The sequence below is a fragment of the Streptomyces sp. NPDC050988 genome, from assembly GCF_044456225.1.
GTDB lineage: Bacteria > Actinomycetota > Actinomycetes > Streptomycetales > Streptomycetaceae > Streptomyces.
The window spans coordinates 34,138-61,046 of the sequence record NZ_JBITFQ010000029.1 but is presented as its reverse complement, the minus strand read 5'-3'; the positions used below and the strand labels follow the sequence as shown (position 1 = coordinate 61,046).

The window sequence follows — 26,909 nt, the reverse complement described above, 5'->3', positions numbered from 1 at the left end:
GCCCCGTTCCCGCCTTCCGGGTGGGGGCGGGGCTCTTGCGTTGCGGTTGTCAGGGCCAGGGTCTGTGGACGGGAGCGGCACCGACCCAGCGGTGATAGGCGTCCACATCGACGTTGCTGCCACACACGATGGTGACCACGTGCCGGCCGGCGAAGCGGTCACGGTCTTCGAGGACCGCCGCGATGCCGAGGGCGGCCGACGGTTCGACGACGAGGCCGGCGTGGTGGAGGAGCATCCGCATACCGGCGGTGATCGACGACTCCTGGACCAGGACGGCGTCGTCGGCGACCAGGAGGAGATCGTCCAGGACGGCCGGGATGGGACGTCGGCCGGCGACGCCGTCGGCGATGGTGTCGGTCGAGTCGGTGGTGACGACGCGCCGCCCGCGCCACGAGAGCGTCAACGCCGGTGCGCCCAGCGGCTGGACGCAGATCACCTCGACCTCGGGCGCCAGGGCCTTCACCACATGACCCACACCGGTGGCCAGTGCCCCGCCGCCGAGCGCGATCAGGACGGTGTCGAACTCCGGTACGGGGCCCACCAGTTCCAGGCCGATGGTCGCCGCGCCCTCGCAGGTCTCGATGTCCAGGCTGTCCTCGACCAGCCGGATGCCGTCGTGCCGGGCGATGGCCGCCGCACGCTCGCGAGCCAGCTCGTGGTCGCCGTCCACCAGTTCCAGCCTGGCGTCCAGCGCGCGGATGCGATCGAGCTTGGCCACCGTCGCGGAGCGGGACGCGACGACGGTGACGTCGAGATCCCGGCCGCGACCGGACCAGGCGAGGGCCTGGCCGAGATTGCCCGCACTGGCGCACACCACGGCTCGCGGGCCGTGGTCGGCGAGCCGGCTCGCGATGACCTCGGTGCCGCGGGCCTTGAAGCTGCGGACCGGGTTCGCCGTTTCGAGCTTGACGCTCACCGCGCACCCGAGGTGGGGCTCCAGCGCCTCGCAGCGATACAGCGGGGTGTCGAGGAAGATCGGGTCGATCACCCGGCGGGCCGCCCGGATCCGAGCGGTGTCGAGACGCGTCTCCTGCACGGCACAGGAGCCTAGCGCCGTCGGCGATGTTCCATTGAGTGCTCTGTCGTGAACGGTGGTGCGGGTGACGCATGATCAGGCGGCAGCGGCCTCTGCGCGCTCGACCAGGAGGCTGTTCTCGAACGCGGTGCCCGCGCGGACGAGGGCGACGAGGTCGCGAGCATCCGCCGGGCGTCCCAGCGGACGATCTCGTCGGTCAGGAGGAGCCGGACTCGGTCGAGCCGGACCGAACATTCAACTCCCGCCCCTCACGCGGCAGTCAGGACCGACCCCCCTCATTGCGTCAGCCGTTGTCAGGTGCGCCCTTGTGGAGCGGAGTCCGGTTGTGCGGGTTTGTGCAGTGAGCCCGCCAGGAGTGTGACCGCGCTGCCGACGGCCGCCCAGGCCGAGAGGACCAGGAGTGAGGCAGTGGTGTCGTTGCCCTTGAAGTAGGCGATCGAGCGGGCCGCCCAGGTGCCGGCGCCCGGGGGCAGGGCGGGGCCGATCGCCCTCCAGAACGGGGGCAGCATCGGGGGCGGGAGGGCGCCGCCCGCGCTCGGATTGCCCAGGATCACCACGAGCAGTACGGCCACTCCGATGCCGACGACCCCGAAGAGGCACTGGAACGCGAGCGTGGCCGCCCCCACCGCGAAGGTGATCAGCGCGCCGAGCCCCCAGAGGGCCGCCACGCTCCCGGGCAGGGCTCCCAGGACCGGCCCGACGATGACCGCGCCGCCGAGTCCGCCGACGATCGCGACCGCGGCCATGGCGGCGAGCCGGATCGCCGCGCGCCGGGGGTTGGCCGGCCGCGCGCCCGCGCTGATCGCCAGCGCCGACGCGCACAGATAACCGCCCACGCACCAGCCGACGACCAGATAGAAGGTGGTGAGCCCGTTGGCATCCTGTGCGTCGGCCGGGATCACGTCGACGGTTCTCACCGTGCGCCCCTCGGCCTTCTCCACCTCGGTGGTGAGCGCGGTCAGCGCGTTGGCCAGGACCCGGCCGCCGCCGGACGCGACCAGCAGGGTGTCGGTGGTGCCGGCCGGGTCGATCACCAGGGCGCCGTCGATGTCACGGCTCACGATCTGCTCGCGTGCCGTCGCCCGGTCGGGGAGCGCGCGAGGGTCCAGAGGTTCACCGGGCAGCTGCTTCAGACGGGCCACCGCCTGGTCCGCGGCGGCTCCCGGGGCGACCACTCCGAACGCCACGTCCTTCGGCTTCGGGTTGTGCAGCGCCCCCACATAGGAGGCGATGAAGAGCAGCTGCAGGGCGAGCACGCCGATGACCAGCAGCGTGGCCCGCGGAGTGACGCCGTCCTTCACCTCTTCGAGGAAGGACCGGTGAGGGGCCCCGGCTGTCTGTGTCATGCCCCCACGGTCCGAGCCGCCCGGTGTTTGCGCAGGTGGGACGGGTCCGAACGGATGTCGCACACATGTTCGGGAATTGGTCTATGGTGGGGGTGTGAGGGAGTAGGGAACAAGCGTTCGAGAGCTGGCAGGGCCGGCATGGGAGCCCCTGGGAGTGGTGGAGGTGCGCGTGCCGGGTTTCACGCATCTGCACACCGTTTCCGGGTTTTCCCTGCGGTACGGGGCCTCGCACCCGGAGCGCCTCGCCGAGCGCGCCTCCGAGCGGGGCATGGACGCGCTCGCCCTCACCGACCGGGACACCCTCGCGGGTACGGTCCGCTTCGCCAAGGCCTGCGCCGCCCAGGGGGTGCGTCCACTGTTCGGGGTGGACCTCGCGGTCGAGGAGCCCGTACGGGTCCGGGAGTCCGCACGGGCCCAGGGGTCCACGCGAGCCCGAGGGGCCGTACGGGATGGCGAGTCCGTACGGGCCGGTGGGTCCGTAAGAGGGGAGCGGCGGCGGGCTCCCGTGCGGGGCGGTGCCTTCATCGATGAGTCGACGCCTCGGGTGACCTTCCTTGCCCGGGACGGCGCGAAGGGCTGGGCCGAGCTCTGCAGAATCGTTACTGCGGCGCATGCGGGCGACGAGGGCGGCACGGGCGGGCCGCAGCTGCCCTGGGCGGACAACCACGCCGACGGCCTGACCGTCCTGCTCGGGCCCGCCTCCGACGTCGGCCGGGCGCTCGTCGCCGGGCGCCCCGACCGGGCCGCGAAACTGCTCGCGCCCTGGCGGGAGGTCTACGGCGACGCCCTGCGCCTCGAAGCGGTCTGGCACGGGCGTGAGGGCACCGGTCCCGGCTCGCTGCGGCTGGCCGCCCGTACCGTCGGCTTCGCCGCCGAGCAGCGGGTGCGGCCGGTGCTCAGCAACGCCGTCCGGTACGCCGACCCGGGCATGGGCCCGGTCGCCGACGTCCTGGACGCCGCCCGCCGGCTCGTGCCGGTCGACCCCCGCAAGGAGCTGGACAGCGGAGAGGCCTGGCTCAAGGACGCGGACGCCATGCTCGGCGCCGCCGAACGGATCGTCGAGGCCGCGGGCTTTCGCCGCGACACCGCCTACCGCCTGCTCGAACAGACGCGGGCCACCGCCGCCGAGTGCCTCGTCGACCCGGAGGACGACCTCGGCCTCGGTGCCGTGCACTTCCCCGAGCCGCACCTCGTCGGCGCCGGACGCCGTACCGCGCAGCGGGTGCTGGCCTCGCGGGCGGCGGCGGGGATGGTGCGGCGCGGCTACGACCGTTCCCCCGAAGCGCGTGGCTACTGGGAGCGGATGCACCGCGAGCTGGACATCATCGCCCACCACAACTTCGCCTCCTACTTCCTGACGGTCGCTCAGGTGGTGGACGACGTAAGGGAGATGGGCATCCGGGTCGCCGCGCGCGGCTCCGGCGCGGGCTCGCTCGTCAACCACCTCCTCGGCATCGCGCACGCCGACCCCGTCGCACACGGGCTGCTGATGGAACGCTTCCTGTCCAAGCGCCGCCCGGTCCTGCCCGACATCGACATCGACGTGGAGTCCGCACGCCGGCTCGAGGTCTACCGCGCGATCATCGGCCGGTTCGGCACCGAGCGGGTCGCGACCGTGGCGATGCCGGAGACCTACCGGGTGCGTCATGCGGTACGGGACGTCGGCGCGGCCCTCTCCATGGACCCGGCCGACATCGACCGCATCGCCAAGTCCTTCCCGCACATCCGGGCCCGCGACGCCCGCGCGGCACTGGAGGAACTGCCCGAACTCCGGTCCCTGGCAAAGGAGGTCCAGCAGGAAGGTGCCAGGTACGGGCGGCTGTGGGAACTGGTGGAGGCACTGGACGCCCTGCCGCGCGGAGTCGCCATGCACCCGTGCGGGGTGCTCCTCTCCGACGCCTCACTCCTCGCCCGTACGCCCGTCATGCCGACCAGCGGCGAGGGGTTCCCCATGTCGCAGTTCGACAAGGAGGACGTCGAGGACCTCGGGCTGCTCAAGCTGGACGTGCTGGGTGTACGCATGCAGTCCGCGATGGCGCACGCGGTGGCCGAGGTGGAGCGGGCCACGGGGGACCGGGTCGACCTGGACGCCGTCGAGGAGGGCGACCCCGCCACGTATCAACTCATCCGGTCTGCCGAGACGTTGGGCTGCTTCCAGATCGAGTCGCCGGGCCAGCGGGACCTGGTGGGCAGGCTGCAGCCCGCGACCTTCCACGATCTCGTCGTCGACATCTCCCTCTTCCGGCCGGGGCCGGTCGCGGCCGACATGGTGCGGCCGTTCATCGAGGCGCGGCACGGCCGGGCGCCGGTCCGCTTCCCGCACCCGGACCTGGAGGAGCCGCTGAGGAGCACGTACGGGGTCGTGGTCTTCCACGAGCAGATCATCGACATCGTCGACATCATGACCGGCTGCGGACGCGACGAGGCGGACCGGGTGCGGCGCGGACTGTCCGACCCCGAGTCGCAGGGGCGGATCCGCTTCTGGTTCGCGCAGCACGCGGCCGCCCGGGGGTACGACGCGGAGACGATCGCCCGGACCTGGGAGATCGTCGAGGCCTTCGGGTCGTACGGCTTCTGCAAGGCGCACGCCGTCGCCTTCGCCGTGCCGACGTACCAGTCGGCCTGGCTGAAGGCGCATCACCCGGCCGCCTTCTACGCCGGGCTGCTCACCCACGATCCCGGGATGTACCCGAAGCGGCTGCTGCTCGCGGACGCGCGGCGGCGGGGGGTGCCGATCCTGCCGTTGGACGTGAACCGGTCGGCGGTCGCACACTGTATCGAACTGGTGTCTGAATCTGAGGTGTTCGGCGGGACAGCCGGGAAGATCCCTGGGGCAGCCGGGAAGATTCCCGGGGGGTCCGGGAAGGCCTGGGGTGTGCGGCTCGCCCTCTCCGACGTGCACGGCATCAGCGAGGCCGAGGCGGCGCGGGTCGCGGACGGGCAGCCGTACGCCTCGCTGCTCGACTTCTGGGAACGGGCCCGGCCCAGCAAGCCGTTGGCCCAACGACTCGCGCAGGTCGGCGCGTTGGATGCCTTCGGGGCCAACCGCCGTGATCTGCAACTGCACTTGACCGAGCTGCACCGGGGCGCGCGGGGCGGTCGCGGGAACCAACTCCCGCTGGCCGGTGGGCAGAAGACCGCGTCGGCCGGGCTGCCCGACCTCTCCTCGGCGGAGCGGCTCAGCGCCGAGCTGGGTGTGCTCTCCATGGACGCCTCACGCAATCTGATGGACGATCACCGGGAGTTCCTGGACGAGCTGGGCGTGGTCACCGCTCGCCGGCTGCGGGCGGCACGGCACGGTGAGACGGTCCTGGTCGCGGGCGCCAAGGCGGCCACCCAGACCCCGCCGATCCGCTCCGGCAAGCGGGTCATCTTCACCACCCTGGACGACGGCACGGGCCTGGTCGACCTCGCCTTCTTCGACGACTCCCACGACGCGTGCGCCCACACCGTCTTCCACTCCTGGCTCCTGCTCGTACGCGGAGTGGTGCAGCGGCGCGGCCCGCGCAGCCTCAGCGTGGTCGGCGCGGCCGCCTGGAACCTCGCCGACCTGGTGGAACTGCGGCGCGAGGAAGGCCTGGACGGAGTGGCCCTGCGACTGGCCGAGCCGCAGGGGCAGGGCGGGGCCGAGGACGGGGCCGAGGGCGGCTCGCGGGACACGGGAGATCCGACGGGCGGCCGTCGAATCCAGCTGCCCACGGGATACGAAATGCATCCGTGGGCCGATCTGCGCCCGGCGGGCGAAGGGCCCGCCGGTGGAAAGAAGTTGTGGCACCAGAGCCCGGGGAGTGCGGGATGACCATCCTCTGCGTACGTTTCCAGCTGCCTCCGACGAGCGAGGCCGCCCTGTCCGGGCTCCTCGGCACGCTGGAGGAGTTCACCCCCGTCGTCGAGGCGCTGCCGCCCGACGGAGCGCTGGCCGATCTGCGGGGCGCCGAACGGTACTTCAAGCGGGACGTCGCCGAACTGGCCGCGCTGATCCGGGTACGGGCGCTCGCCTGGCACGGCGTCGACTGTGTGATCGGGGCCGGCCCCGGGCCGATGTTCGCCCGGATGGCCCTGCGGGAAGCCGCCCCCGGAACGACCCGTGTGGTCCCCGAAGACCCCTGCGCCCTCGCGGAGTTCCTGGCGGAACAGCCCGTGCGTGCCCTGCCCGGAGTCGGCACCGCCACCGCCCGCACCCTGTGCGAGTACGGCCTGGACAGCGTCGGCAAGGTCGCCGCCGCGCCCCTGTCCACACTGCAACGGCTCACCAGCGCCCGCACCGGCCGCGAACTGCACGAGATGGCCCAGGGCATCGACCGCGGCCGGGTCGTACCGAACGCCGTCTCCCGCTCACTCGCCGCCGAACGCCCCTTCCCGCGCGACGAGTTGGACCCGGACCTGCACCGGCGCGCCCTGCTCTCCGCCGCCGAGGAACTGGGCTCCCGGCTGCGCGCCCTCGAGAAGGTGTGCCGCACGCTCACCCTCACCGTCCGCTACGCCGACCGCTCTTCCACGACCCGCAGTCGCACCCTCCCCGAGCCGACCGCCCACTCCTCGGCGCTCACCGACGCCGCGTACCGGATGTACGAGGCGCTCGGGCTGCAGCGGGCCCGGGTCCGTGGCATCGCCCTGCGGGCCGAGGGGCTCGATCCTGCCGAACGGGCCTCCTACCAGCTGACCTTCGACCCGGTGGACGAGAAGGTCCGGCGGATGGAGGAGGTGGCGGACCGGGTCCGGGCGAAGTTCGGGCCGCGGGCGGTGATGCCGGGGTCGTTGGTGGCGTAACCGTTTCCCGGACAGGGGTGCGCCCCCGCAAGGGGCGCGGGAAACTGCGCGACCAGCCACGACGGACCTGCGGGGCTTCCGACAACCCTGCCCCCCCGCGGTCAGTTGGCCCACGGCGGAGTGATGACCGTGCCGTCCGCCAGTTCCGCCTGGAGGCCGATCGACGTGGTGACCCAGGAGATCGCGGTCTCCTCGGTCGGGTTCTCCACGGCGAGCGTCGCGCCGGGGTTGATGATCACCGTGTCGCCCGCGGCGATCCGCTCGGTGCGGCCGTCGAGGGTCATCAGCAGTTCGCCGGACAGCAGATGGAAGATCTCCTCCCTGTTGACGGTGTGCGCGGGCGCCTTCGTGCCCGCGGGGATCTCGCCCCGCCAGGCGCACAGTTCCTTGCTCCCGCTGAGGGGAGTGGCGTACGAGACGAAGCGCGCGCCGTGGATCTCGTGGACGACGGCTTCGGACGAGCGGACTACGGGCACGGCTGCCTCCGGTGGTGACGGGTAGCGGTGAATGGTCAAGCTCCTTGACCATGTGGGTCCATGGTCAAGCTCCTTGACCAATTCGTCAAGGGTGTTTCAATGCGTGCGTGCAGAACTCCGAGGCAATGGCCCTGTCCGCCGCCCTGCTCGCCGTCGCCGGTGAGCTCACCCAGCGCATCCATGAGGGTGTCGTCGCCCGTGGGTTCGAGGGGGTTCGGCCCGCGCACGGGTTCGCGTTCGCGCGGCTCGCGCCCGGCGGCGCGACGGTCACGGAGCTGGCCGCCCATCTGGGCGTGACCAAGCAGGCCGCGAGTCAACTTGTCGACGAGATCGTCCGCAAGGGGTACGCCGAGCGGCGCCCGCACCCCGACGACGCGCGCGCCCGGCTGGTCGTACTGACCGAGCGGGGCTGGGCCTGTACTCGGGCCGCGGAGGAGTCGGCCGCGGAGGCCGTCGGCCCCTGGGTCGAACTACTCGGTGAGAGTGAAGTCCGGGCGTTGCGTGACCGTTTGCTGCGCATTGCGCCCTACGGTCCCATCAGGCCCGCCTGGTGACGGTTCCACGGCACGTGTCAGTACTCCCGGCCAGCACCGGAAGTTTTTACTGACGCGTAACTTCACACTTCTACTACTCACTCGTAACTTGGCAAAAGAACAGCATCCTCGTGATCCGGATCACAGGGCGTACGCCATCGCAACTCCCTTGAGCCGCAAGGAGATCACTCGATGCTGCCCTGGAAACGCCTGCTCAGACCCCTGGCCGTGCTGCTGCTGACCGCCGCGGTCACCGTCGTCCCCACCACCGCCTCCGCTACCGCCGCCACCGCTCAGGCCGAGTCCGCGCCGAGCCGAGGCTGGAACGACTACTCCTGCAAGCCGTCCGCCGCCCACCCGCGCCCCGTCGTCCTCGTCCACGGCACCTTCGCCAACTCCGTCGACAACTGGCTGGGCCTCGCGCCCTATCTCGTGAACCGCGACTACTGCGTCTTCGCCCTCGACTACGGCCAGTTGCCCGGCGTGCCGCTCTTCAACGGCCTCGGTCCCATCGACAAGTCGGCCGAGCAGCTCAAGACCTTCGTCGACAAAGTGCTCGCCGCGACCGGTGCGGCCAAGGCCGACCTCGTCGGCCACTCGCAGGGCGGCATGATGCCCCGCCACTATCTGAAGTTCCTCGGCGGAGCCGCCAAGGTGAACGCCCTCGTCGGGATCGCCCCCGACAACCACGGCACCACCCTGAACGGACTCGCCCAACTGCTCGACCATTTCCCGGGCGCGGCCGACCTGCTCTCCACCGCCACCCCCGCCCTGGCCGACCAGGTGGCCGGATCCGCCTTCCTGACCAAGCTCAACGCGGGCGGCGACACCGTCCCCGGTGTCCGCTACACGGTCATCGCCACCAAGTACGACGAGGTCGTCACGCCCTACCGCTCGCAGTACCTCGACGGCCCGAACGTACGCAACGTCCTGGTCCAGGACCTGTGCGCGGTCGACCTCTCCGAGCACGCGGCGATCGGGCTCATCGACCGGATCGCCTTCCACGAGGTGGCGAACGCCTTGGATCCGGCGCGTGCCACCCCGACGACCTGCCTGTCGGCGATCGGCTAGCAGACCGGCGAACCGCGCCCCTTCAGGGGCGCGGGGAACTGCGCGACCAGCCACAGGCGGCCCGCGGATTCCGTACCGTCCGCAGGCCGCAGGCCGCAGGCCTTATCGGCTGTGGCGGCCGCCACCCACCGCACGGCGGCGGACCGACGCGAACAGTGCCGCCGCGCCGATGGCCAGCGCGGCCGCCCCACCGATCGCGTACGGAGTGGTGCTCGAACCGCCGGTCTCGGCGAGGTTCTCCGAACCGCCGGCGGGTTCGGCGTCGCTCGCGGAGTCGTCCGCTGCCTCGGAGGGTGCCGCTGAGGCAGCGGAACCGGCGTCGGAGTCGGCGTCGGAGTCCGAGGTGGTGTCCGCGGCCGTCGTGGCCGTGGCCTGGGTCTTCGGGTCGTCGTCGCCGTGACCGCCGTGCTCCACGGACGACTCGTCGGTGCCGTCCGCGATCTCCTGGTCGGACGGTGCCGACGCGGTCGGGGCGGTGGAGGCCTCGGCGCCGCCCCCACTTCCACTCCCGCCCTCCCCGAACACGACGTCCGAGCAGGTGTAGAACGCCTCCGGGGAGTCCGAGCGCTGCCAGATCGAATAGATGAGGTGGCGGCCCGACTTGACCGGGACGACGCCGTCGAAGACGTAGTCGCCGCTCTCCATCCGCGGGTCGGTGACCTTGAGGAACGGCTTCGACTCCAGGTCCGACCACTTCAGGGGCTTCGTCGGGTCGTAGCCGTCCTTGGTGACGTACAGCTCGAACGAGCCCTTGTGCGGGGCGGTCCCCTTGTAGCGGAAGGTGCGGTTGCCCGAGGTCAGCCGGGTGGCCGGCCAGTCGGCGCGGGCCAGGTCGAGGCCCTTGAACTTGTCGTTGCCCGCGCTGCACAGCTTTCCGTCGGGGATGATCTCCTTCGACTTCCCGGCCGCGTTCGCGATGTTGACGCCGTTCCAGTCGTAGAGGGCCTGCGTGCCGCCGGCCGCGACCGCCGCCTTGCATGCGGCGGACCTCGGGTTCTCCGGCCCCTCCGCGAAGCAGCCCGCGACCCTGCTCACCGGGTCGGTCATCGAGCCGTGCGCGACCGCCGGGGCGGCGGCAAGACCGGTCAGCGCGAGCGGGGCGACGCCGACGGCGGCGACCGTTGCGAGGCGGGTGCGGGTGGCCATGCGGCGAGCGGACATGGGGAACTCCTCGAAGCGGATGCGCGGATGCGGGGTTGCGTGGATGTGGGGTTGCGGGGTGCTTGTGATGCCTGGGGGGGGCGATCAGCAAGCTAGCCCCTCGAATCCGCGAAATCGCCTGCTGGGAGGGGGTGAGGGCGATCCTTATGGTCCGCTTAAGGGGGTGCTGAGACTGCGATCAGGTAGGTACCGTTCCGGCCATGACGAAGACCCCGGAAGGCGGCCCGGCGGACACTCCGTACGAGGCTCGGATCCGCCCCGCCGTCGCCGCCGACACGGCTGCCGTGAAGGCCGTGACCGACGCGGCCTACCGTCCCTACATCGAGCGCATCGGCGTGGTCCCGCGGCCCATGGAGGCGGACCACGCGGCAGACATCGCGGCGGGGCGGGTGTTCGTCACGGGGGAGCCCGTGACCGGGCTCATGGTGATCGAGGCACACGAGGACCATCTGTTCCTCGCCAGCATCGCCGTCCACCCGGACGCCCATGGGCAGGGCGTGGGGCGCCGGCTCCTGGCCTTCGTGGACACACGCGCGCGTGCGCTCGGACTGCCCGAGGTCAGGCTCTACACGAACGCGCTGATGTGGGAGAACCAGAAGATCTACCCGAAGTACGGGTACGAACTCGTGGAGCGCCGCGTGGACGGGCCGTACGACCGCCTCCACTACCGCAAGCGGTTGGAGCCGTGACGGCTCCTGGCGCCTCAATGGCTCCTCGCGCCGTCACGACTGGCGCCGTGACGATTCCTCGTGTCGTGACGGCTCAGCCGTCCGGCCACCACGTGCGTGCGATGTCCTTTCGGACCTCGGGGCGCTCGGCGGGGCGCTCGTCTGCGTCGTCCCGCACGCGACGGGAGTCCGACTTCCTCAGGGGCTTCTGCACGGTTACACGGCGCATGGCTGCCTCCTTGCATCTACCGGGTTCCGCGTTTGTACGGAGGTAGACCGTTCCGGGGAGAGTGACTCATCGGTGCCCGCTTGTCAGTGGCGGTAGTCACGTTTCACCTGTGAGTCCACATGCCGGACAACTGGGGGTTCCGCGCGGTTCTGACGCAGGTCCGCCGCAGTTCTGTCGTGGGCCGGGCGCCGGACCGTTGTCAGTGGCGGGTGTCACTCTGGGCACATGACGAGTAACAGCGCCAGTGAAGAGCGGTCCGGTGTCGACTGGGACGCCGAGTCCGTGACGTTCGACGACGAGCCCGACCACGGACTGCGGGATCCCGTGGTGCGTGAGGCCTGGGCGGCCAGGCTGCGCGGCTGGCTGCCGCGCGGCCCGGCCGACGTGCTCGATCTGGGCTGCGGCACCGGCAGTCTGTCGCTCCTCGCGTCCGAGCAGCGGCACCGGGTCACGGGTGTCGACTCCTCGCCGCGCATGGTCGACCTCGCCCGCGCCAAGCTGGCCGGGCGGGACGCGGCGTTCCTGGTCGGGGACGCGGCCGCCCCGCCGGTTGGGGAGCAGCGTTTCGACGTCGTCCTCGTCCGCCATGTGCTGTGGACGCTGCCCGATCCCGGCCGCGTCCTGCGGCACTGGCGCGGACTGCTCCGCCCCGGCGGGCGGCTCGTGCTCATAGAGGGCGTCTGGGGGACGGTGAGCCCGGTCGGCATATCCGCCGACCGGCTGACCGGACTGCTCGCACCCCTCGCGGAGGACGTCCGCCTGGAGTCGCTGTCGGACGACCCGCTGCTGTGGGGACGAGAGGTGGAGGACGAGCGGTACGCGGTGGTGGCCGTGCCCTGAGGGATGCCGACGGGGCTGCCCGGGGTGGAGGGGTGCCGTAGGTTGAGGGATCCCGGAGGCTGGGGGATTCCGGAGGCCGGAGGATCCCGGGCCGGCCTGCCGGGAGTGGGCGGCGCCTAGGCCAGGAGTGCCTCGAAGTCGCCCTCGCGAGCGCGGAGTTCGAGCTCGTCCAGGGCGGACCGGGCGGCGGTCGCGGCCTGCGGATCGGTGGTCTCCAGACCGCTCTCCGCGAACTCGTCCTCGTCCAGCCGCAGTACGGCCGTGCCGTCGGCGGAGCGCCACAGGTCGAGGTCGAGGTCCTCGACGACCAGTTCGCCCTCGGAGACGGAGGCGGGTCGGGTGATGTCGCAGTACCAGCCCTTCAGCACGCCCTCGGGACCACGGACCTCCTTCACCGCGTACCAGCGGTCGCGCCAGTAGTGCTCGGTGAAGACGTCGCCCGGTTCGAAGCGTACGAAGCCGAAGTCGCGGACACCGGCACCGGCCCAGGCCGCTCGGACGGTGACGTGGGTGCCGTCGTCGTGCAGCAGCTCGGCCGGGTAACGGATCTTCGTACGGCCCGCTTTGACCAGGACGATGTCCAACCGGCGTGCGGGATCAGCCGAGTTCGCGGACATGGCGCACCTCGGTCGCGCAGATCTCGTAGCCGAACCACTTGTTGATCGCGAGCATCGGGCCGTTCCCGGAGTCGTTGCCAGTGAACGCCTCTGTGAAGCCGGCGGCGCGGGCGCGGTGCAGGGAGTCGTTCTTGGCGAGCTTGGCGAAGCCCCGACCGCGGTGGGAGCGGGCGGTGCCGGTCATCACGGTCCCGTAGCGGGTGCCGCCGTCGGTGCGGGCGGCACTGAACGCGGCGGGGCGGCCGTCGACGACGGTGACCGAGGTCAGCTCGCGGCTGAAGAGCGGGTGGCGCCAGGTCTCCTCCAGCCATGCCTCATAGTTCGTGAACTCGTAGTCGACGTCGCTCGGCTCGTCCCCGGACGCCTCCGCGTCGAGGTCGAACAGCGGGCGGGGGTCGTCCGCGAAGTCCGCGGCGCTGCGCAGTTCGACGCCCGTGGGCGGCTCCTCGAGCGGCGGCAGCGGGCCGTTCGCCAGGTCGAGACGGAGGAAATGCGCGGAGCGGCTCGCGTGGTAGCCGCGCTTCTCTGCGAAAGCGCGGTTGGCCGGGGCGTCCAGGACCCAGGAGAAGAGCGTCTTCGCGTTGAGCGCGGTGAGGCGCTCCTCGGCGGTCTTCACAAGCAGGGAGCCCGCGCCGCGTCCCGGTCGGTCCGGGTGCACGTACACGTTCACATAGCCCTGGCCGGGCTGCGCACTGTCGTGCACGATGCCGATCTGTGCCGTGCCTATCAGTTCGCCGTCCTCCTCGGCGACCAGTGGCTGGTAGTGGGCGTCGGGGTGCATGTGCGCGGCGTCGTACGTGATGCCCTCGGGGGTGGAGAGCATGAAGGGGAGCGCCAGGTGCCGGATGTGGGCGAAGCCCTCGGCGTCTCCCGCGCGGAAGTCGCGGACGATCACAGTCATGACGTCGCACGGTAGTGGGCGGTGAGGCCGGGTGCCTCTCATTTTCCCGCCGGTGCGGGACAATCACTGCGTGACGCTGAAGATCGACATCGAGGACGACGCGGGGATCGCGCCCTACGAGCAGGTGCGCGCCCAGATTTCCGAACAGGCGCGGGCCGGGGCGCTGCCGGTGGGGTACCGGCTGCCGACCGTGCGGGGGCTGGCCGAGGAGCTCGGCCTCGCCGCCAACACGGTCGCCAAGGCGTACCGGGCTCTTGAGTCGGACGGGGTCATCGAGACGCGGGGGCGCAACGGAACGTTCGTCGCTGCCGCGGGCTCGGCGGCGGAGCGGGAAGCGGCGTCCGCCGCGCAGGTCTATGCCGATCGGGTGCGGCGGCTCGGGTTGTCCGAGGCCGCCGCCCTCGCCGCGGCCCGGGATGCGCTGCGCGCGGCGTACGGGGCGTCCGGCTGACAGCTGGCGGTCGGCGGTGGCGCGGTCGGTGGATGGCGACTGGTGGATGGCGGCTGACGGTTGGCGCCGGCTTGGCGTTAGTGGCTGTGGCTGTGGCTGTGGCTGACGATGGCGTTGGCGTGGAGCCGTCCTGGAATGCTGCCGGTTCTTTGCTGTCTGCGGGACCCGTCGTGGCTGGTCGCGCAGTTCCCCGCGCCCCTGACGGGGCGCCCAGCGGTCAGCCGTTCGGAGGGGTGCGGGTCGGCCGGTCGGCGGCGCGGGCAACGGGCCAGGTGGCTCCCTCGTGTGGCGAGTTCGGGAGCGTCCGGATTCGTCGCGCCGGGTTTTGCCGTCGCGGCGGAGTGTTGGGTCGCGCGTCCTACAGATACAAACCCGCGTCCGCGCCCTCTCGTTGGTCCGGGACCGAGGTCGGGGTGGTGCCCCGGCGCAGGGCGTAGAGCTCGGCGAGGGTGGCGCCCTCGCGGCCCAGGCCCTCCTCCGTGCCCAGCCAGGCGGCGGACTCGCGGCGGGTGAGCGGGCCGACCTCGATACGGGCGAGGCAGCGGCCGGGGCGGACCACGGCGGGGTGCAGGCGCTCCAGGTCCTCGTTGGTGGTGACGCCCACCAGGACGTTGCGGCCCTGGCCCAGCAGACCGTCCGTGAGGTTCAGCAGGCGGGAGAGCGCCTGGCCCGCCGTGTGCTTGGCCTCGCCGCGGATCAGTTCGTCGCAGTCCTCCAGCAACAGCAGCCGCCAGCGGCCCTTGCCCGTGCCGTCCTCCTCACCGATGGCGATGTCCATCAGATAGCCGACGTCGGAGAAGAGCCGCTCCGGGTCCAGTACACAGTCCACCTGGCACCAGTCCCGCCACGAGCGCGCCAGCGTCCGCAGCGCCGACGTCTTGCCCGTACCCGGCGGACCGTGCAGCAACAGCAGACGGCCCGCGATGTCCTCGGGCGTCGTCTTCATCAGGCCGTCCATCGCGTCCGCCACGGGCGCGGTGTAGTTGGCGCGGACCTCTTCCCACGTACCGGCCGAGATCTGGCGGGTCGTGCGGTGCGGTCCGCGCCGGGGCGACACGTACCAGAACCCCATCGTCACGTTCTCCGGCTGGGGTTCGGGCTCGTCGGCCGCGCCGTCCGTGGCCTGGCCGAGCACCTTTTCGGCGAGCTCGGCGCTGGTCGCGGTGACGGTGATGTCGGCGCCCCGGTTCCAGCGCGACACCAGCACCGTCCAGCCCTCTCCCTCGGCGAGGGTGGCGCTGCGGTCGTCGTCGCGCGCGGACCGCAGCACCTGCGCGTCGGGAGGGAGCAGCGTGGCCCCGGACCGTACGCGGTCGATGTTCGCCGAGTGCGAGTGCGGCTGCTCGCCCGTCGCGAAGCGGCCGAGGAACAGCGCGTCGACGACGTCCGACGGTGAGTCGCTGTCGTCGACGTTGAGCCGGATCGGCAGAGCGTCGTGTGGGTTCGCAGACATGCCGCCATGATCTGTCACGTGGGCGACCCGTGCATCCGGTTTCCGCGTTGCGCATCGAAGGGGGCATTTCGGAGGGCGCATATCGGAGGGGGCATACGGGAGGGCGCGCCGGAGGGGAAGGTGTCACAGCGTGCCGGCCGGTCCCCGAGGGCCCTGTGCATCCCCTGTGTATCCCCTCCGTCCTGTTACAGGGCTGTGGTCGACGGAACCTGTTCTACCGCTGACCCCCGCAGTTACTGTTGCCCTTGATGGGACGTCATGGGTGGAATTCGGGGGCTCGGCGGTGGCGGTTCACCGCTCTGCTCGGTGTGGGCGTGGCCGCTCTGGCCCTGGTGCTGACCCTGATCAACACACTTCCCGGCGACGCGGGAAGCGAGGCCGGTACGACCCGCGACGGTGACAAGGTGCACGGCACGCCTGCCGTTCCCCCGTCGGAGCCGAGGCCCGAGGTGGGCTGGGGCTTCACCCACACCCAGTTCAGCGCGGACGAGGGCAGCGGCGCCGCCACGAAGCGGGTGGAGAAGCGCCTCGGCGAGCAGCCCCTCCCGCAGATCCAGCACATCATGGGCTGGGGCGCGGACAACCCCGAGCCGGTCAAGGGGCGGTACGACTTCGAGGACATGGACCGCCGGATCGACTTCGTCCGGGAGACGGGCGGCACGCCGGTCGTCACGCTGTGCTGCGCCCCGGACTGGATGAAGGGCGGCAAACCCGGCTCCGACAAGACCGACTGGAGCCAGGCGGCACTGGAGACGGCACCGGACCGCGCCCACTACAAGGACTACGCCGCCCTCGCCGCGACCGTCGCCAAGCGCTACCCGGACGTACGCCACTTCATCGTCTGGAACGAGTTCAAGGGTTTCTGGAACGACGCCGAGGCCCGCTGGGACTACGAGGGCTACACCGAGCTGTACAACCTCGTCTACAAGGCGCTCAAGAAGGTCGACAAGGACATCGAGGTCGGCGGGCCCTATCTGGTGATGGACAGCCTCGACCCGCGTCAGAAGGAGAACGCGTCGACGACGCTGAAGGGCAGCTGGGGCACGATGGACCAGCGGATCCTCGACGCCTTCGACTACTGGAACAAGAACAAGGCAGGCGCGGATTTCGTCGTCGTCGACGGATCCAGCTACACCAAGGACGACGACCTGCTGCCGGACGAGTTCGGGGCCACCGACAAGTTCACGGCCGTCAGCCGCTGGGTGCGTGAGCAGACCGATGACCTGCCGCTGTGGTGGGCCGAGTACTACGTGGAGCCCGCCGACGGCGACGACATCCGCGACGGCTGGTCCGAGCCGCACCGCGTCGCCGTCCAGGCCTCCGGCCTGATCGCGATGGCCCGCGGCGGCACTACCTCCGCCTTCTACTGGAACCCGGAGACCGAGAAGGGCGCCACCTGCCCCGGCTGTCTGTGGACCCCGACCGACCGCGCGGGCGGCGGCAAGGCCTTGTCGATGCTCGACCTCATCTCCCGCTTCGGCAGGGAGTTCCCGCCGGGCACCAAGTACGAGGAGGTCTCGGTCGCCGCGGACGACAAGCCCAACGTACGGGTCCTCGCCGACGACAAGGCCGTCCTCGTCGTGAACACCCTCGACCGGAAGATCAGCGCGAAGGTCGACGGGAAACAGTTCGAGATGGGGGCGTACGAGGTGAAGTGGCTGAGCCGCTGAGGCAGTTGGCGGGTGGGCGACCGAACCGGCGGCAGTGACTGAGCCGGCGCCGGTGAGTGGCCGAGCCGGCGGCCCGTCACCCCGGTCATTCGTTGTGCAGCACCTCCGCGACGGTGAGCCGTGCCGCCGCCCGGGACGGGACCAGTGCTCCGACGGCCGCGATCGTGACGCCCGCCAGGGCCAGGGCGGCGAGGGCGGGGGCCTGCCAGACGGCCATCATCGAGTCCGGGATGGCGATGTCCGCCGCCCGGAAGCTCCGCGGTACGACGAAGTGGTGGCCGAGGACGCCGAGAGGGATGCCGACCAGACTACCGACGGCTCCGAGCGTCGCCATCGACGTCACCATCATCACCGTCACCTGGCGGGGCGTCATACCGATCGCCTTGAGCATGCCCAGGTCGCGGCGGCGCTCACGGGTGTTGAGGACGACGGTGTTGAAGACGCCGAGCGCCGCGACGGTGCCCAGAAGCAGGGTGAGGAGCGTGGAGGCGCCGACGACGGTCACGGCCGTCGCGTTCACCGGTGACGTCTTCGTCGGATCGAGCCCAGCGTCGGCCTTCCGGACCGCCGCCAGGTAGGTGTCCGGGCCGGTGCCGTCGGTGAGCCGTACGTGGTACTGGTTGGCCTTCTGGTCCGGCGCGAGGGCGCTCATCACCGGCCAGCCCGCGTACAGCCGGTCGGCCTCGCCGTCCATGGTCTCGCCGACGATCCGTACCCGCTCGCGCCTGTCACCCTTGACCAGGGTCAGGCGGTCGCCGACCACGAGGTCGCGTTCGTTCAGGAACGACCCCGAGGCGACGGCCTCGTCGGCTCCCCGCATCCAGCGGCCCGCCACGACCACGTCACCGAGGTTCGACGACTCCCCGCGGTAGGCGCCGAGGGTCACGCCCCGGGTGTATCCGTCCAGGCGGACATCGCTGTAGCCCAGCGCGGTCACCTGCTCGGCGCCCGGCAGGGAGGCCAGCAGCCGCTGGATCGCCGGGTCGTCGTGGTCCGGCGCGGGTTCATCGGGCGTGGGGATGCCCGCGTACACGACGGCCTGGACCGCGCCGCCGCCCTGCGAGGCCTCCGAGTACCTGGTCACCGTCGTGGACAGTCCGGTCGCGAACGTCACCGTGGTCACCCCGAGGACGATCGCCGCCAGCGTCATGGCGCTGCGGCCGGGACGCGCGAACGGCAGACCCGCGCCGAGACTGACGGAACGCGGCAGGCGGCTGCCGGTGAGCCTGCGCTGGATGCGCAGGGCGCGCCCGGTGCGCTGCGCGCTGCCCGCGCTGACAGCCACCGCGGGCGAGAGCCGGCGCGCTCGCAGCGCGGGCACCAGCGCGGCGAGGAGGACCACCGTGAGCATGCCCAGCAGGGTGACCGGCTGCGCCCAGGGGCCGATGCCGACTCCGTCCTGGACGATCGCCACCTCGGGGCCCTGGAACACCCGGTGCAGCAACGGGTCCGCCAGCAGCCCGCCGAGCACGGTGCCCAGCACACAGCCGACGACCGCCGGGACGCCGACCATCGTGAGATAGACCCCGGTCACCTGGTTCGGAGTGAAGCCCAGGGACTTGAGGATCCCGATGTGCCGGAAGCCCGCGACGACCGCGCCGCTGACCACGTTGGCGACGATCAGCACCGCCACCAGGAGGGAGAGGACGCCGAAAGTGGTCAGGAAGGGTGCGTAGGCGGCGGGTTGGCGGGCGATCTCGGCCTTGATGTCGAGGTACGAGTGGGAGGCGGTCAGCGCACCCTTCGGCAGGTACCGCTCGACCCCGGCCAGGGCGTCACGGATGTCGTCGCCGGTCGCCGAGCCGGTGAACCGGAAGAGCATCTGGGCGGCCGTCGGCTTCAGCTCCGCCATACGGGCCGGTGAGACCCAGGCATCGGCCGTGCCGCTCACGCTGGACGCGAGGCCGACCACGGTGAACGTCGAACCGTCGGCGGTGGTGAGTTCGGAGCCCACGGGGGAGCCCGCGCCGGGCGGCAGGCCCTCGTCGGGCAGGTTGACGACGATCTCGTCGGCCCGTTCGGCCCAGCGGCCTGCCCAGAGGTTCACGCGGTCCACCGGGCCGACCGGGTCGGCGCGGCCCACCACCGTGACGGGGCCGCCGTCGGGACTGGCCAGCAGCCTGACCTCCGGGTCCTGCCTCATCTCGACGACGGCCTGGCCGAACGGTCCGGCCGCCGCCTCGACACCCGGCAGCCCGGCCGCCGCCTTAAGTTGAGCGTCCGAGGACCTGCCGGTGTCGAACACCGCGACGGCGTGTGCGCCGCGCTGCTCGCTGAAGGCGTTGTCGAAGGGCGCCGAGACGGAGTGCAGCAGCCCCAGCGCGATCACGAGCGTCATGGCCGAGGTCATGACGACGAGGCCGATGACGGTCGTCTGCAGCTTCCGCCGCCGTACGGCCGCGCGCGCCGCCCGCCATGTGGCCCTCATGCGGTCCGCTCCAGGCTGCGCTCGCCGGACACCCGGCCGTCGGCGAGTTCGACGACCCGGCTCGCGCACCGCTCGGCCATCCGCGGGTCGTGCGTCACCAACAGCAGTGTCTGGCCTATCTGGTTGAGGTCGAGCAGCAGGTCCATCACCTGCTCGCCGGCCCGGCTGTCCAGGGCACCGGTCGGCTCGTCGGCCAGCACCAGCGCCGGGCGGTTCATCAACGCCCGGGCGGCGGCGACCCGTTGACGCTCGCCACCGCTGAGCACCGACGGATAGGCGTTGCGCCGGTCGGCCACGCCGAGCTCGTCCAGCAGCTCCAGGGCGCGCCTGCGGGCCTGCCCCGCCGGGGCGCCGGTCAGCTGCGCGGCCAGCGCCACGTTGTCCAGCGCGGACAGATCGTCGAGCAGGTTGAAGAACTGGAAGATCATGCCGATGCGGCGGCGCCGGAAGAGCGCCAGCCCCTTCTCGTCGAGCTGCCCCAGGTTCTCCCCGTGTACGACGACCTGCCCGGACGTCGGCCGGGCGAGACCGGCGATCATGTTGAGCAGGGTGCTCTTGCCGCACCCCGACGGGCCCATCACCGCCACCGCCTCGCCGCCGCGGACGGCCAGTGTCACGCCGTCGAGGGCGGCACTCTCGCCGTACTCCTTGCGTACGCCGTCCAGTTGGACGACGACCTGCCCCGTGAGGTCCTCAGTGGTCATGGCAGGAAGTTAGGCGCGCGGGGCCGCCGGGTCATCCCTCTCCGGAGGCAATCCGCAGGGCGGCTCATCCCGGGGATGTAGGGCGCTGGTTCCGCGGAGTGATGCGGACGGCGATGCGGTCTGCGAGGGTAAGTCCGTGGGGACCGGGACGAGTTGGCTGATGGCGGCCCTGGCCTGCGCGTGCGCCGCCGGGGGGTGGCTGGGCCTGGCCCTCGTCCGGGCGAGGCGCCTGCATCGCAAGGCCCTGGAGGACCGGGGCTGGCTCCTGGAACGGGAACGCGCGAGCGCGGCCGGTGCCGCCGTGGACGCGGAGCGGGCCCGGATAGCCCGGGAGTTGCACGACATCGTCAGCCACAACGTGAGCCTGATGGTGATCCAGGCCGGCGCCGCCCGCGAGGTGCTCGCCTCCATGCCCGAGGAGACAGAGACGGCATTGAGGGTGGTCGAGGAGGCGGGACGGAGCGCGATGACCGAGCTGCGGCATCTGCTCGGCGTGCTGGCACCGTCCCAGAGCGGCGAGGACGATCCGGACGGCACGGGCGACCTTACGGAGCTGTCGCCCCAGCCCGGTCTGAGCCGGCTCAGCTCGCTGATCGACCGGTTCGCCTTCGCCGGGCTGCCCGTGGAGGTACGTGTCTCCGGGGAGCCGCGTCCATTGCCGGCCGGGATCGACGTCACCGCGTACCGGGTCGTGCGGGAGGCCCTGACGAACGTGCTCAAGCACGGCGGCGGGGCGGAGACCGAGGTGATGGTGCGATACGCGGAACGCAGTCTGCGGGTGGAGGTGCTGAACAGCGGGCCCAGCGTGCTGTCCGGCGGCGGGCGCGCGGCGGGGGAGCGGGACCCGGACCGCCGGGACGGAGAGGGCCGCGGCCTGCTGGGCCTGAAGGAACGGGTCGCTCTCTACGGCGGCGACCTCGACGCCCGTCGCCGTCTCGGCGGCGGCTACCGCGTACGGGCCCGCATCCCGCTGGACCGGCCATGACGACCGGGGCGGCGGGCCCTTCGCGGTCGGCCCCGCGGGTCCTCATCGCCGACGACCAGGCCCTGGTCCGTACCGGCCTCCGTCTCATCCTGACCACGAGAGGCATCGAGGTGGTCGGGGAGGCCGCCGACGGTGGCGAGGCGGTGTCGGCGGCGCGGAGGCTGAAACCGGACGTCGTCCTCATGGACATCCGCATGCCGCACATGGACGGTCTGGAAGCCGCCCGGCGCGTCCTGGAGCAGGACCGGGACCGGGACTGCCGGGTGATCATGCTGACCACCTTCGATCTCGACCGTTACGTCTACGAGGCCCTGTCCCTCGGCGCCAGCGGCTTCCTGCTCAAGGACGTCACCCCGCAGCACCTCGCCGCCGCCGTCCGCCTCGTCGACACCGGCGACGCCCTCCTCGCGCCCTCGATCACACGGCGGCTCGTGGAGCGTTTCGCCGGCGGGGCCGCCCGTGCCCCCGCCGTCCACCGCGACCTCACCGCGCTCACGCCCCGCGAGCGCGAGGTGCTGACTCTCATGGGGCGCGGTCTGTCCAACGCGGAACTGGCCCGTGAACTGGGGCTCAGCGAAGCCACGGTGAAGACCCACGTCGCGCACGTCTTCGCCAAGCTCGCCCTGCGCGACCGGGCCCAGGCCGTCGTCCTCGCCTACGAGACGGGGCTGGTCGCCCCGGGCGGGTCCGACGGCTGAGCCCCGCCACAAGCCTTCGTCGCCACGAGCCCGTCACCTCAAGCCCTCGTCACCTCAAGCCATCGTCAGGAATCTCTGGATCAGCGAAGCCAGCAGCACCGCCAGCAACGGCAGTGAGAACCAGAAGCTGCCCTGGAGCCACTGCAGTTGCCGCACGCTGGGCCGGACGGCCACCCGTACCAGCTCGCGGGTCGTCAGCAGCACGATCAGGGCGATCGCCGCGAGGCCTCCGACGACCGACCAGGGGGTCCAGGTGACCTGGGGGCCGATCGGACCGGGGTCGGGCTCGGGGACCTTGCCGTCCGGCTGTTTGCGGAGCGCGTAGATCGTCACGTCGTCGTTGGCGAACGTCTTGCGGAGCTCCGGCCGGGCGTCGAGGTTGTGGACGAGCCGGGTGTCCCAGGTCTTGGAGTAGCCCACGTCCAGCTGGAGATAGGTCACCTGGCTGCGGTTGACCATGAGGAACGAGTTCGGCCCGGCGTCCTTGAGGGACTTGACCAGGCCCGACACCAGGACCGGATCGGGCGGCGCCAGCGTCGGCAGGTACTCCACCTTCTCCATGTCCCGGGCGCCCCAGGGCATCGCGGGCGTCACGTTGTTCACCGTGTCGTCGCTGAGCCACAGCAGCCGTACGGTCGGCTTGTCGTGCGCGTACACGTACTCCATGCCGGCGACCTCGCCCGGCCGGATCCGCTCGAAGGGCTCGTTGCCCCAGCGGGCCACCAGGAAGCCGCCCATCAGGACGAGGCCCGCCATCAGCGCGGCGAGCGGGGCGAGGCTCACCCGGTCCTTGTCCCGTTCCTTCGCGGTGACGCCGGTGCGCGGGAAGAGCGCCAGTGCGGCGAGCAGGGCCGCCCCCGGGAGGGCGAACATGAAGACGCGCAGGGCCATTTCGCCGCCGTACGACTGCATGCCGAAGCCCAGGAACGGGACGAACGTGAGGACCAGCAGCGACCGCTCGCGGTACTTGTGGTCGCGCCGCCGCCACCAGCCCCAGCAGGCCAGCGCCATCACACCGCCGGCCAGTGCCACACGCGCGTACAGGACGAGCTTGTGGCTCGAACTGCCTTCCCCGATACGGCCGGAGACCGACGAGGACACATTGCTGCCCACCCCGCCGACGCCGCCGAACAGCTCGTCGAAGTGCCCCGACCAGTACGGCTCGGCGAGGAATCCGATCCACACGGAGACCACGACGGCGAACAGGATGGGCAGGCCGCGCAGTTCGGAGCGGCCGATCAGGACCAGGACCGCGAGGACGCCCAGCATCACGAACGGCGTGAGCTGGTGCGCCGGAACGGTCGCCATGAACAGCCCGATCAACACCATGAGCAGTACGGCCCGTTGGCGCCGGTCCGTCGGCTCGACCTCCAGCTCGCCGGGCCGCGCCTTCGTCCACAGCACCCGTGGTGCCCGGAACCACACGAGCAGGATCGCCACGAAGACGAGATAGAGGAGATATGTGAAGCCTTGAGGGGAGAAGTAGTCCTGGCCCACCCAGCCGCTGAGCACGAAGATCCAGATGCCGGTCCACTTGGCCCGCCAGCTCGCGCGCATATGGCGTACGAGCAGGAACAGCGGGGCCAGATAGAGGAGTTGCATGGTCATCGGCCACCAGCGGATGACCTCGGTGAGGTCGGTGACCCCGCAGGCCTTCGCGATGAACGCGGCCCCCGCGAAGAAGCCCGGCCAGCTCCAGCGCGCGTCCAGGTCGGGCACGGCGGACCCGGTCCGGTCGATGTAGTCGATGAAGCCGAGGTGCTGCCAGGCCGTCGCGAACCGCGGCTCGGTCTCGATGACCGCGGGCAGCGCGTGCAGCGACACCACGGTGGCCAGCAGCGTGACCAGCAGCAGGGCCCGGTGCTCACGGCCCAGCCAGAGCAGCGAGGCGAAGACCGTGACCAGCAGACCGGCCCCGACCAGCGTCGGCGTCGGCAGCACGGAGACCAGGCCGAGCCCGCCCATCCGGTCGAGATCGCGCTCCCCGAGTCCGGCCGCGGGCACCCAGTACAGGACCAGCGCGGCCGTCAGCAGACAGCCGAGCACCACCCCGAGCCGGGTCGGCCGCAGCCGCTCCCACCAGGACACCGGCGGCGCGGACGGACCGGACGGATCGGACGGATCGGACGGACTGGAGGATCCACCTGCCTCAAGCGCGAGCGGCGAAGACCCCTTCCTGCGTACGGCCCCCGACGAGCCGGACGTGCTGCGTTCGCGTACGCCCTCCGACTCCTCGCCGGACCTGCCCTCCGACGGCTCGAAGGGAGCGTCCACCTCGACTTCGGACGGGCCGAGGGAGGTCTCGGAGCCAGGCTCCCGTTCCTCGACGGGCAGGCCTACCTCCACGCGGGCGGGGGGCAGTTGGAGGGGCGCCTTGAGCGCCCAGGTCGGCCGGTGGTCAGGACGCGGCTCGCCGCGCCGCTCCGGCCGTTCGACCTTCGGCGTCCCGACGGGCGGTGTCCCTGGACCGGGCCGTACGTCAGGCCGCCGCTCCAGGTGGTCGAAGTCGAGCTGCACACCGAGCGCCAGCGTGTCCGTGTCGAGCCGCTGCGCCCAGGCCGGGCCGCGCCCCTTCTTCGGCTTGTCCTGCTGCGACGCGGGTACCTCGCGGGCGCCCAGGTCCGCCAGGTCGCCGTCGGGCGCCGCGTCCTCGGGCACGGCGTCGGCCGGCGCGGTCCTGACGATCCGGTACAGCTTGGGAGCGGCGAGCGCCACGATCACCGCGAGGCTGGAGATCTCCGCCACGCCCGCGCCGGTCAGGCCCATACGGGGGAGCAGGATCACCGTCAGCCCGAGCACCAGCAGACACAACAGGCCCTGCAGCCAGGCGAGTCCGGACGTGCGGCTCTGGGCGCGCAACACCGCGAAGTACGTCTCCATGACGACCCGCAGCACCGCGCCGACCGCGAACCAGCGCAGCAGCGGCGTCGCCGCGTCCGCGTATCCCTGGCCGAACACGCCGAGGATCCACGGCGCCCCGAAGAACAGCACCGCGGCCACCGGCAGCATGATCCGCGCCATTCGGCGCAGCGCGGCCCGGGTGTTCGCGGCCAGCCGCGCAGGGTCGTGCGAGCCCTCGACGGTCAGCGAGGCGCCCATGTTGATGGCGAGCAGGTTGACCGTGCCGCCGATGGTCGTGGTGATGTAGAAGTACGCGTTGTCGGCCGAACTGACCTGCGCGGCCACGATCACCGGCACGAGGTACACCACGGCCAGCGAGAACAGCGAGCCGGTGTAGTCGCCCGCCAGGAACCGCCCGATCTCCCTGGTGGTGGGCGGCTCGGCGTGCTCAGCGGTCGCCTTCACATGCCGCGGCACCAGGCGGCGGAACACCAGCCAGCCCAGCGGCAGCACGGACACCGCGATGGCCGCGACCCATGACACGAAGACACCCATGGTCGGGATCGCCGCTGCGAACGCCACCAGCAGCACCAGCTTCACCGCCGAGAACACGGTGTTGCCGACCGGCACCCACAGCGCGCTGCGCAGCCCGGTCAGCACCCCGTCCTGGAGCGTCAGCACCGACCAGGCGACGACGGCCCCCACGAAACCGACGGCGATCAGCGGGCTGTGCAGGAAGCGGTACGAGGAACCCCAGAGGCTCAGCGTGAGCAGGAAGACGCCCGCGGCCAGCGCCACGACCACCGAACTGCCCGCGTACGTACGGAAGATCAGTCGTCCGGTGCCCCGCCCCGCGACCGGGATGAAGCGGGCGAGGGCGCCCGTCAGCGTCACCGCGGTGAGCCCCGCGAGGAGCTTCATCGCGGCGATCGCGGCGGAGCCCTGGCCGACCGCGGACTCGGAGTAGTACCGGGCGGCGGCCAGCCAGAAGCCCAGCCCCAGCACGGCGGAGATCCCGGTGTTCAGCATCAGGGCGTAGGCGTTCCGGAACAGCGGGCTGCCTCCGGAGGACCTGCCGCCCAGTCCGGGCAGGCGAAGGCGGCGCCCGGACCGCTCGGGTGCCTGGGGCGTGGGAGTGTCGGCCTGGGCCGTGGTCGTGTCAGACACGGGAACGGATGGCCTTCCGGCGAACCTGTCGTGCTCTGCGGACCACGGCGTACCCCTTGGTGAGGGCGCGGTCCCTGGCGAAGGTACGGGCGATCGCGCGGCCCTCCACGAGCCGCCCGAACTCCTCGATACCGGTGCTGCGGCGCACGGTGACCCGCCGCAGCGCGTACGGCCCCTGGCGGCGCCGGGCGAGGCCGTTGCCGACGGCGAGCGCCTGGGCGAACCCGGCCTCGCGCACGATCCGGCGCACCCGGCCGCTGGAGTAGCCGTACGGGTACGCGAACGACGCCGGGCGCGCGCCCAGTTCGTCGGCGACGATCTCCCGGCAGCGCAGCAGCTCGAACCAGAGCGCCTCGTCGGTCAGCTGGTCCAGCTGCGGATGCGTATGGCTGTGGCCGCCGATCTCGACGTCCGCGCCCGCGAGTTCGCGCACCTGGTCCCAGTCGAGCATCTCGTCGAGGGCGCCCCCGGTGTCGTACGCGCCGCGCAGCCAGCCCGTCGACACGAACAGCGTGGACGCGAAGCCGTGCTCGGCGAGCACGGGCAGCGCGTGCCGGTGCACGCCCTCGTAGCCGTCGTCGAAGGTGATCAGCACGGGACGCTTGGGCAGCGGCTTCGACGCACGCCAGCACTCCGCCAGCGCGGCGGTGTTGAGGGGCGTGAACCCCAGGTCACCGAGGAGCGCCATCTGTTCGGTGAACGCCTCGGGCGCCACGGACAGCTCCCGGGTCGCGTCGTTCGGCGCGGTCGCGACGGCGTGGTACATGAGAATCGGCACGCGCGCATCACCCGGATCACGCGCATCACGCAGGTCATGCTGATCATGCGGGTCACGCGAAATACGCGGATCACGCGCATCACTCA

General features: G+C 71.6%; 22 protein-coding genes. 10 read left to right on the top strand and 12 right to left on the bottom strand.

What is annotated here, in order from left to right:
* Nucleotides 1-49: 49 nt before the first annotated feature.
* A complete protein-coding gene (locus ACIBEI_RS39050) occupies nt 50-1,036 on the bottom strand; it encodes a threonine/serine dehydratase (protein WP_398895325.1) in 987 nt (328 codons plus the stop codon).
* A 293-nt stretch (nt 1,037-1,329) separates the two neighbouring features.
* Nucleotides 1,330-2,382, bottom strand: a complete 1,053-nt coding sequence (locus ACIBEI_RS39045) for a DUF3533 domain-containing protein (RefSeq protein ID WP_398895323.1) — start codon at nt 2,380-2,382, stop codon at nt 1,330-1,332.
* Nucleotides 2,383-2,551: 169 nt separating this feature from the next.
* On the opposite strand from ACIBEI_RS39045, the gene ACIBEI_RS39040 reads away from it, so the two are divergent.
* The gene (locus tag ACIBEI_RS39040; protein ID WP_398895322.1) at nt 2,552-6,181 is read left to right on the top strand and encodes a DNA polymerase III subunit alpha; all 3,630 of its coding nucleotides are present in this window, start codon (nt 2,552-2,554) and stop codon (nt 6,179-6,181) included.
* Nucleotides 6,178-7,152: a DNA polymerase thumb domain-containing protein gene (locus tag ACIBEI_RS39035; protein WP_398895321.1), complete on the top strand. Its 975-nt coding sequence runs from the start codon at nt 6,178-6,180 to the stop codon at nt 7,150-7,152. Before ACIBEI_RS39040 ends, ACIBEI_RS39035 begins: the two co-directional genes overlap by 4 nt.
* A 101-nt stretch (nt 7,153-7,253) precedes the next feature.
* Here the strand turns inward: ACIBEI_RS39035 and ACIBEI_RS39030 are convergent, their stop codons facing one another.
* On the bottom strand, nt 7,254-7,628 hold the full coding sequence (locus ACIBEI_RS39030) for a cupin domain-containing protein (RefSeq protein ID WP_398895424.1): 375 nt from the start codon (nt 7,626-7,628) through the stop codon (nt 7,254-7,256).
* 107 nt (nt 7,629-7,735) lie between these two features.
* On the opposite strand from ACIBEI_RS39030, the gene ACIBEI_RS39025 reads away from it, so the two are divergent.
* Both ACIBEI_RS39025 and ACIBEI_RS39020 read left to right on the top strand, forming a co-directional pair.
* A complete protein-coding gene (locus tag ACIBEI_RS39025; protein ID WP_398895319.1) occupies nt 7,736-8,182 on the top strand; it encodes a MarR family winged helix-turn-helix transcriptional regulator in 447 nt (148 codons plus the stop codon).
* Nucleotides 8,183-8,353: 171 nt separating this feature from the next.
* Nucleotides 8,354-9,232 (top strand): esterase/lipase family protein, encoded by an 879-nt coding sequence (locus ACIBEI_RS39020; protein WP_398895317.1) that lies wholly within the window; start codon nt 8,354-8,356, stop codon nt 9,230-9,232.
* Between the two features lie 102 nt (nt 9,233-9,334).
* Here ACIBEI_RS39020 and ACIBEI_RS39015 read toward each other — a convergent pair whose 3' ends face one another.
* Entirely contained in the window at nt 9,335-10,393 is a 1,059-nt protein-coding gene (locus tag ACIBEI_RS39015) for a lytic polysaccharide monooxygenase (RefSeq protein ID WP_398895316.1), read from the bottom strand.
* A 200-nt stretch (nt 10,394-10,593) separates the two neighbouring features.
* Here ACIBEI_RS39015 and ACIBEI_RS39010 point away from each other — a divergent pair, with 200 nt between their 5' ends.
* Nucleotides 10,594-11,082, top strand: a complete 489-nt coding sequence (locus ACIBEI_RS39010) for a GNAT family N-acetyltransferase (RefSeq protein WP_398895315.1) — start codon at nt 10,594-10,596, stop codon at nt 11,080-11,082.
* A gap of 73 nt (nt 11,083-11,155) precedes the next feature.
* On the opposite strand, the gene ACIBEI_RS39005 is transcribed toward ACIBEI_RS39010, so the two are convergent.
* Nucleotides 11,156-11,290, bottom strand: coding sequence for a hypothetical protein (locus ACIBEI_RS39005; RefSeq protein ID WP_257678067.1), 135 nt, complete (start codon nt 11,288-11,290; stop codon nt 11,156-11,158).
* A 225-nt stretch (nt 11,291-11,515) separates the two neighbouring features.
* On the opposite strand from ACIBEI_RS39005, the gene ACIBEI_RS39000 reads away from it, so the two are divergent.
* Nucleotides 11,516-12,130: a class I SAM-dependent methyltransferase gene (locus ACIBEI_RS39000; RefSeq protein ID WP_398895313.1), complete on the top strand. Its 615-nt coding sequence runs from the start codon at nt 11,516-11,518 to the stop codon at nt 12,128-12,130.
* A gap of 116 nt (nt 12,131-12,246) precedes the next feature.
* Here the strand turns inward: ACIBEI_RS39000 and ACIBEI_RS38995 are convergent, their stop codons facing one another.
* Entirely contained in the window at nt 12,247-12,747 is a 501-nt protein-coding gene (locus ACIBEI_RS38995) for a DUF402 domain-containing protein (protein WP_398895311.1), read from the bottom strand.
* Nucleotides 12,728-13,648, bottom strand: coding sequence for a GNAT family N-acetyltransferase (locus ACIBEI_RS38990; protein ID WP_398895309.1), 921 nt, complete (start codon nt 13,646-13,648; stop codon nt 12,728-12,730). Before ACIBEI_RS38990 ends, ACIBEI_RS38995 begins: the two co-directional genes overlap by 20 nt.
* Nucleotides 13,649-13,718: 70 nt before the next feature.
* Here ACIBEI_RS38990 and ACIBEI_RS38985 point away from each other — a divergent pair, with 70 nt between their 5' ends.
* Nucleotides 13,719-14,099: a GntR family transcriptional regulator gene (locus tag ACIBEI_RS38985; protein ID WP_398895307.1), complete on the top strand. Its 381-nt coding sequence runs from the start codon at nt 13,719-13,721 to the stop codon at nt 14,097-14,099.
* 358 nt (nt 14,100-14,457) lie between these two features.
* On the opposite strand, the gene ACIBEI_RS38980 is transcribed toward ACIBEI_RS38985, so the two are convergent.
* Nucleotides 14,458-15,552 carry a DUF5925 domain-containing protein gene (locus ACIBEI_RS38980; RefSeq protein ID WP_398895305.1) on the bottom strand — a complete coding sequence of 365 codons (1,095 nt, stop codon included), beginning with the start codon at nt 15,550-15,552 and terminating at the stop codon, nt 14,458-14,460.
* A 248-nt stretch (nt 15,553-15,800) separates the two neighbouring features.
* Here ACIBEI_RS38980 and ACIBEI_RS38975 point away from each other — a divergent pair, with 248 nt between their 5' ends.
* Complete coding sequence (locus ACIBEI_RS38975; RefSeq protein ID WP_398895303.1) at nt 15,801-17,222, top strand: xylan 1,4-beta-xylosidase; 1,422 nt, start codon at nt 15,801-15,803, stop codon at nt 17,220-17,222.
* Nucleotides 17,223-17,307: 85 nt separating this feature from the next.
* Here the strand turns inward: ACIBEI_RS38975 and ACIBEI_RS38970 are convergent, their stop codons facing one another.
* On the bottom strand, nt 17,308-19,650 hold the full coding sequence (locus ACIBEI_RS38970; RefSeq protein ID WP_398895302.1) for an FtsX-like permease family protein: 2,343 nt from the start codon (nt 19,648-19,650) through the stop codon (nt 17,308-17,310).
* Nucleotides 19,647-20,354: an ABC transporter ATP-binding protein gene (locus tag ACIBEI_RS38965; RefSeq protein ID WP_398895300.1), complete on the bottom strand. Its 708-nt coding sequence runs from the start codon at nt 20,352-20,354 to the stop codon at nt 19,647-19,649. Before ACIBEI_RS38965 ends, ACIBEI_RS38970 begins: the two co-directional genes overlap by 4 nt.
* A gap of 136 nt (nt 20,355-20,490) precedes the next feature.
* On the opposite strand from ACIBEI_RS38965, the gene ACIBEI_RS38960 reads away from it, so the two are divergent.
* A complete protein-coding gene (locus ACIBEI_RS38960) occupies nt 20,491-21,339 on the top strand; it encodes a sensor histidine kinase (RefSeq protein ID WP_398895298.1) in 849 nt (282 codons plus the stop codon).
* Nucleotides 21,336-22,037: a response regulator gene (locus ACIBEI_RS38955; RefSeq protein ID WP_398895296.1), complete on the top strand. Its 702-nt coding sequence runs from the start codon at nt 21,336-21,338 to the stop codon at nt 22,035-22,037. Before ACIBEI_RS38960 ends, ACIBEI_RS38955 begins: the two co-directional genes overlap by 4 nt.
* A gap of 54 nt (nt 22,038-22,091) precedes the next feature.
* On the opposite strand, the gene ACIBEI_RS38950 is transcribed toward ACIBEI_RS38955, so the two are convergent.
* Together ACIBEI_RS38950 and ACIBEI_RS38945 are read right to left on the bottom strand one after the other, a co-directional pair.
* A complete protein-coding gene (locus tag ACIBEI_RS38950; RefSeq protein ID WP_398895295.1) occupies nt 22,092-26,045 on the bottom strand; it encodes a lipopolysaccharide biosynthesis protein in 3,954 nt (1,317 codons plus the stop codon).
* Nucleotides 26,038-26,811 (bottom strand): polysaccharide deacetylase family protein, encoded by a 774-nt coding sequence (locus ACIBEI_RS38945; protein WP_398895423.1) that lies wholly within the window; start codon nt 26,809-26,811, stop codon nt 26,038-26,040. The genes ACIBEI_RS38950 and ACIBEI_RS38945 overlap by 8 nt, the downstream gene beginning before the upstream one ends.
* Nucleotides 26,812-26,909: the final 98 nt, after the last annotated feature.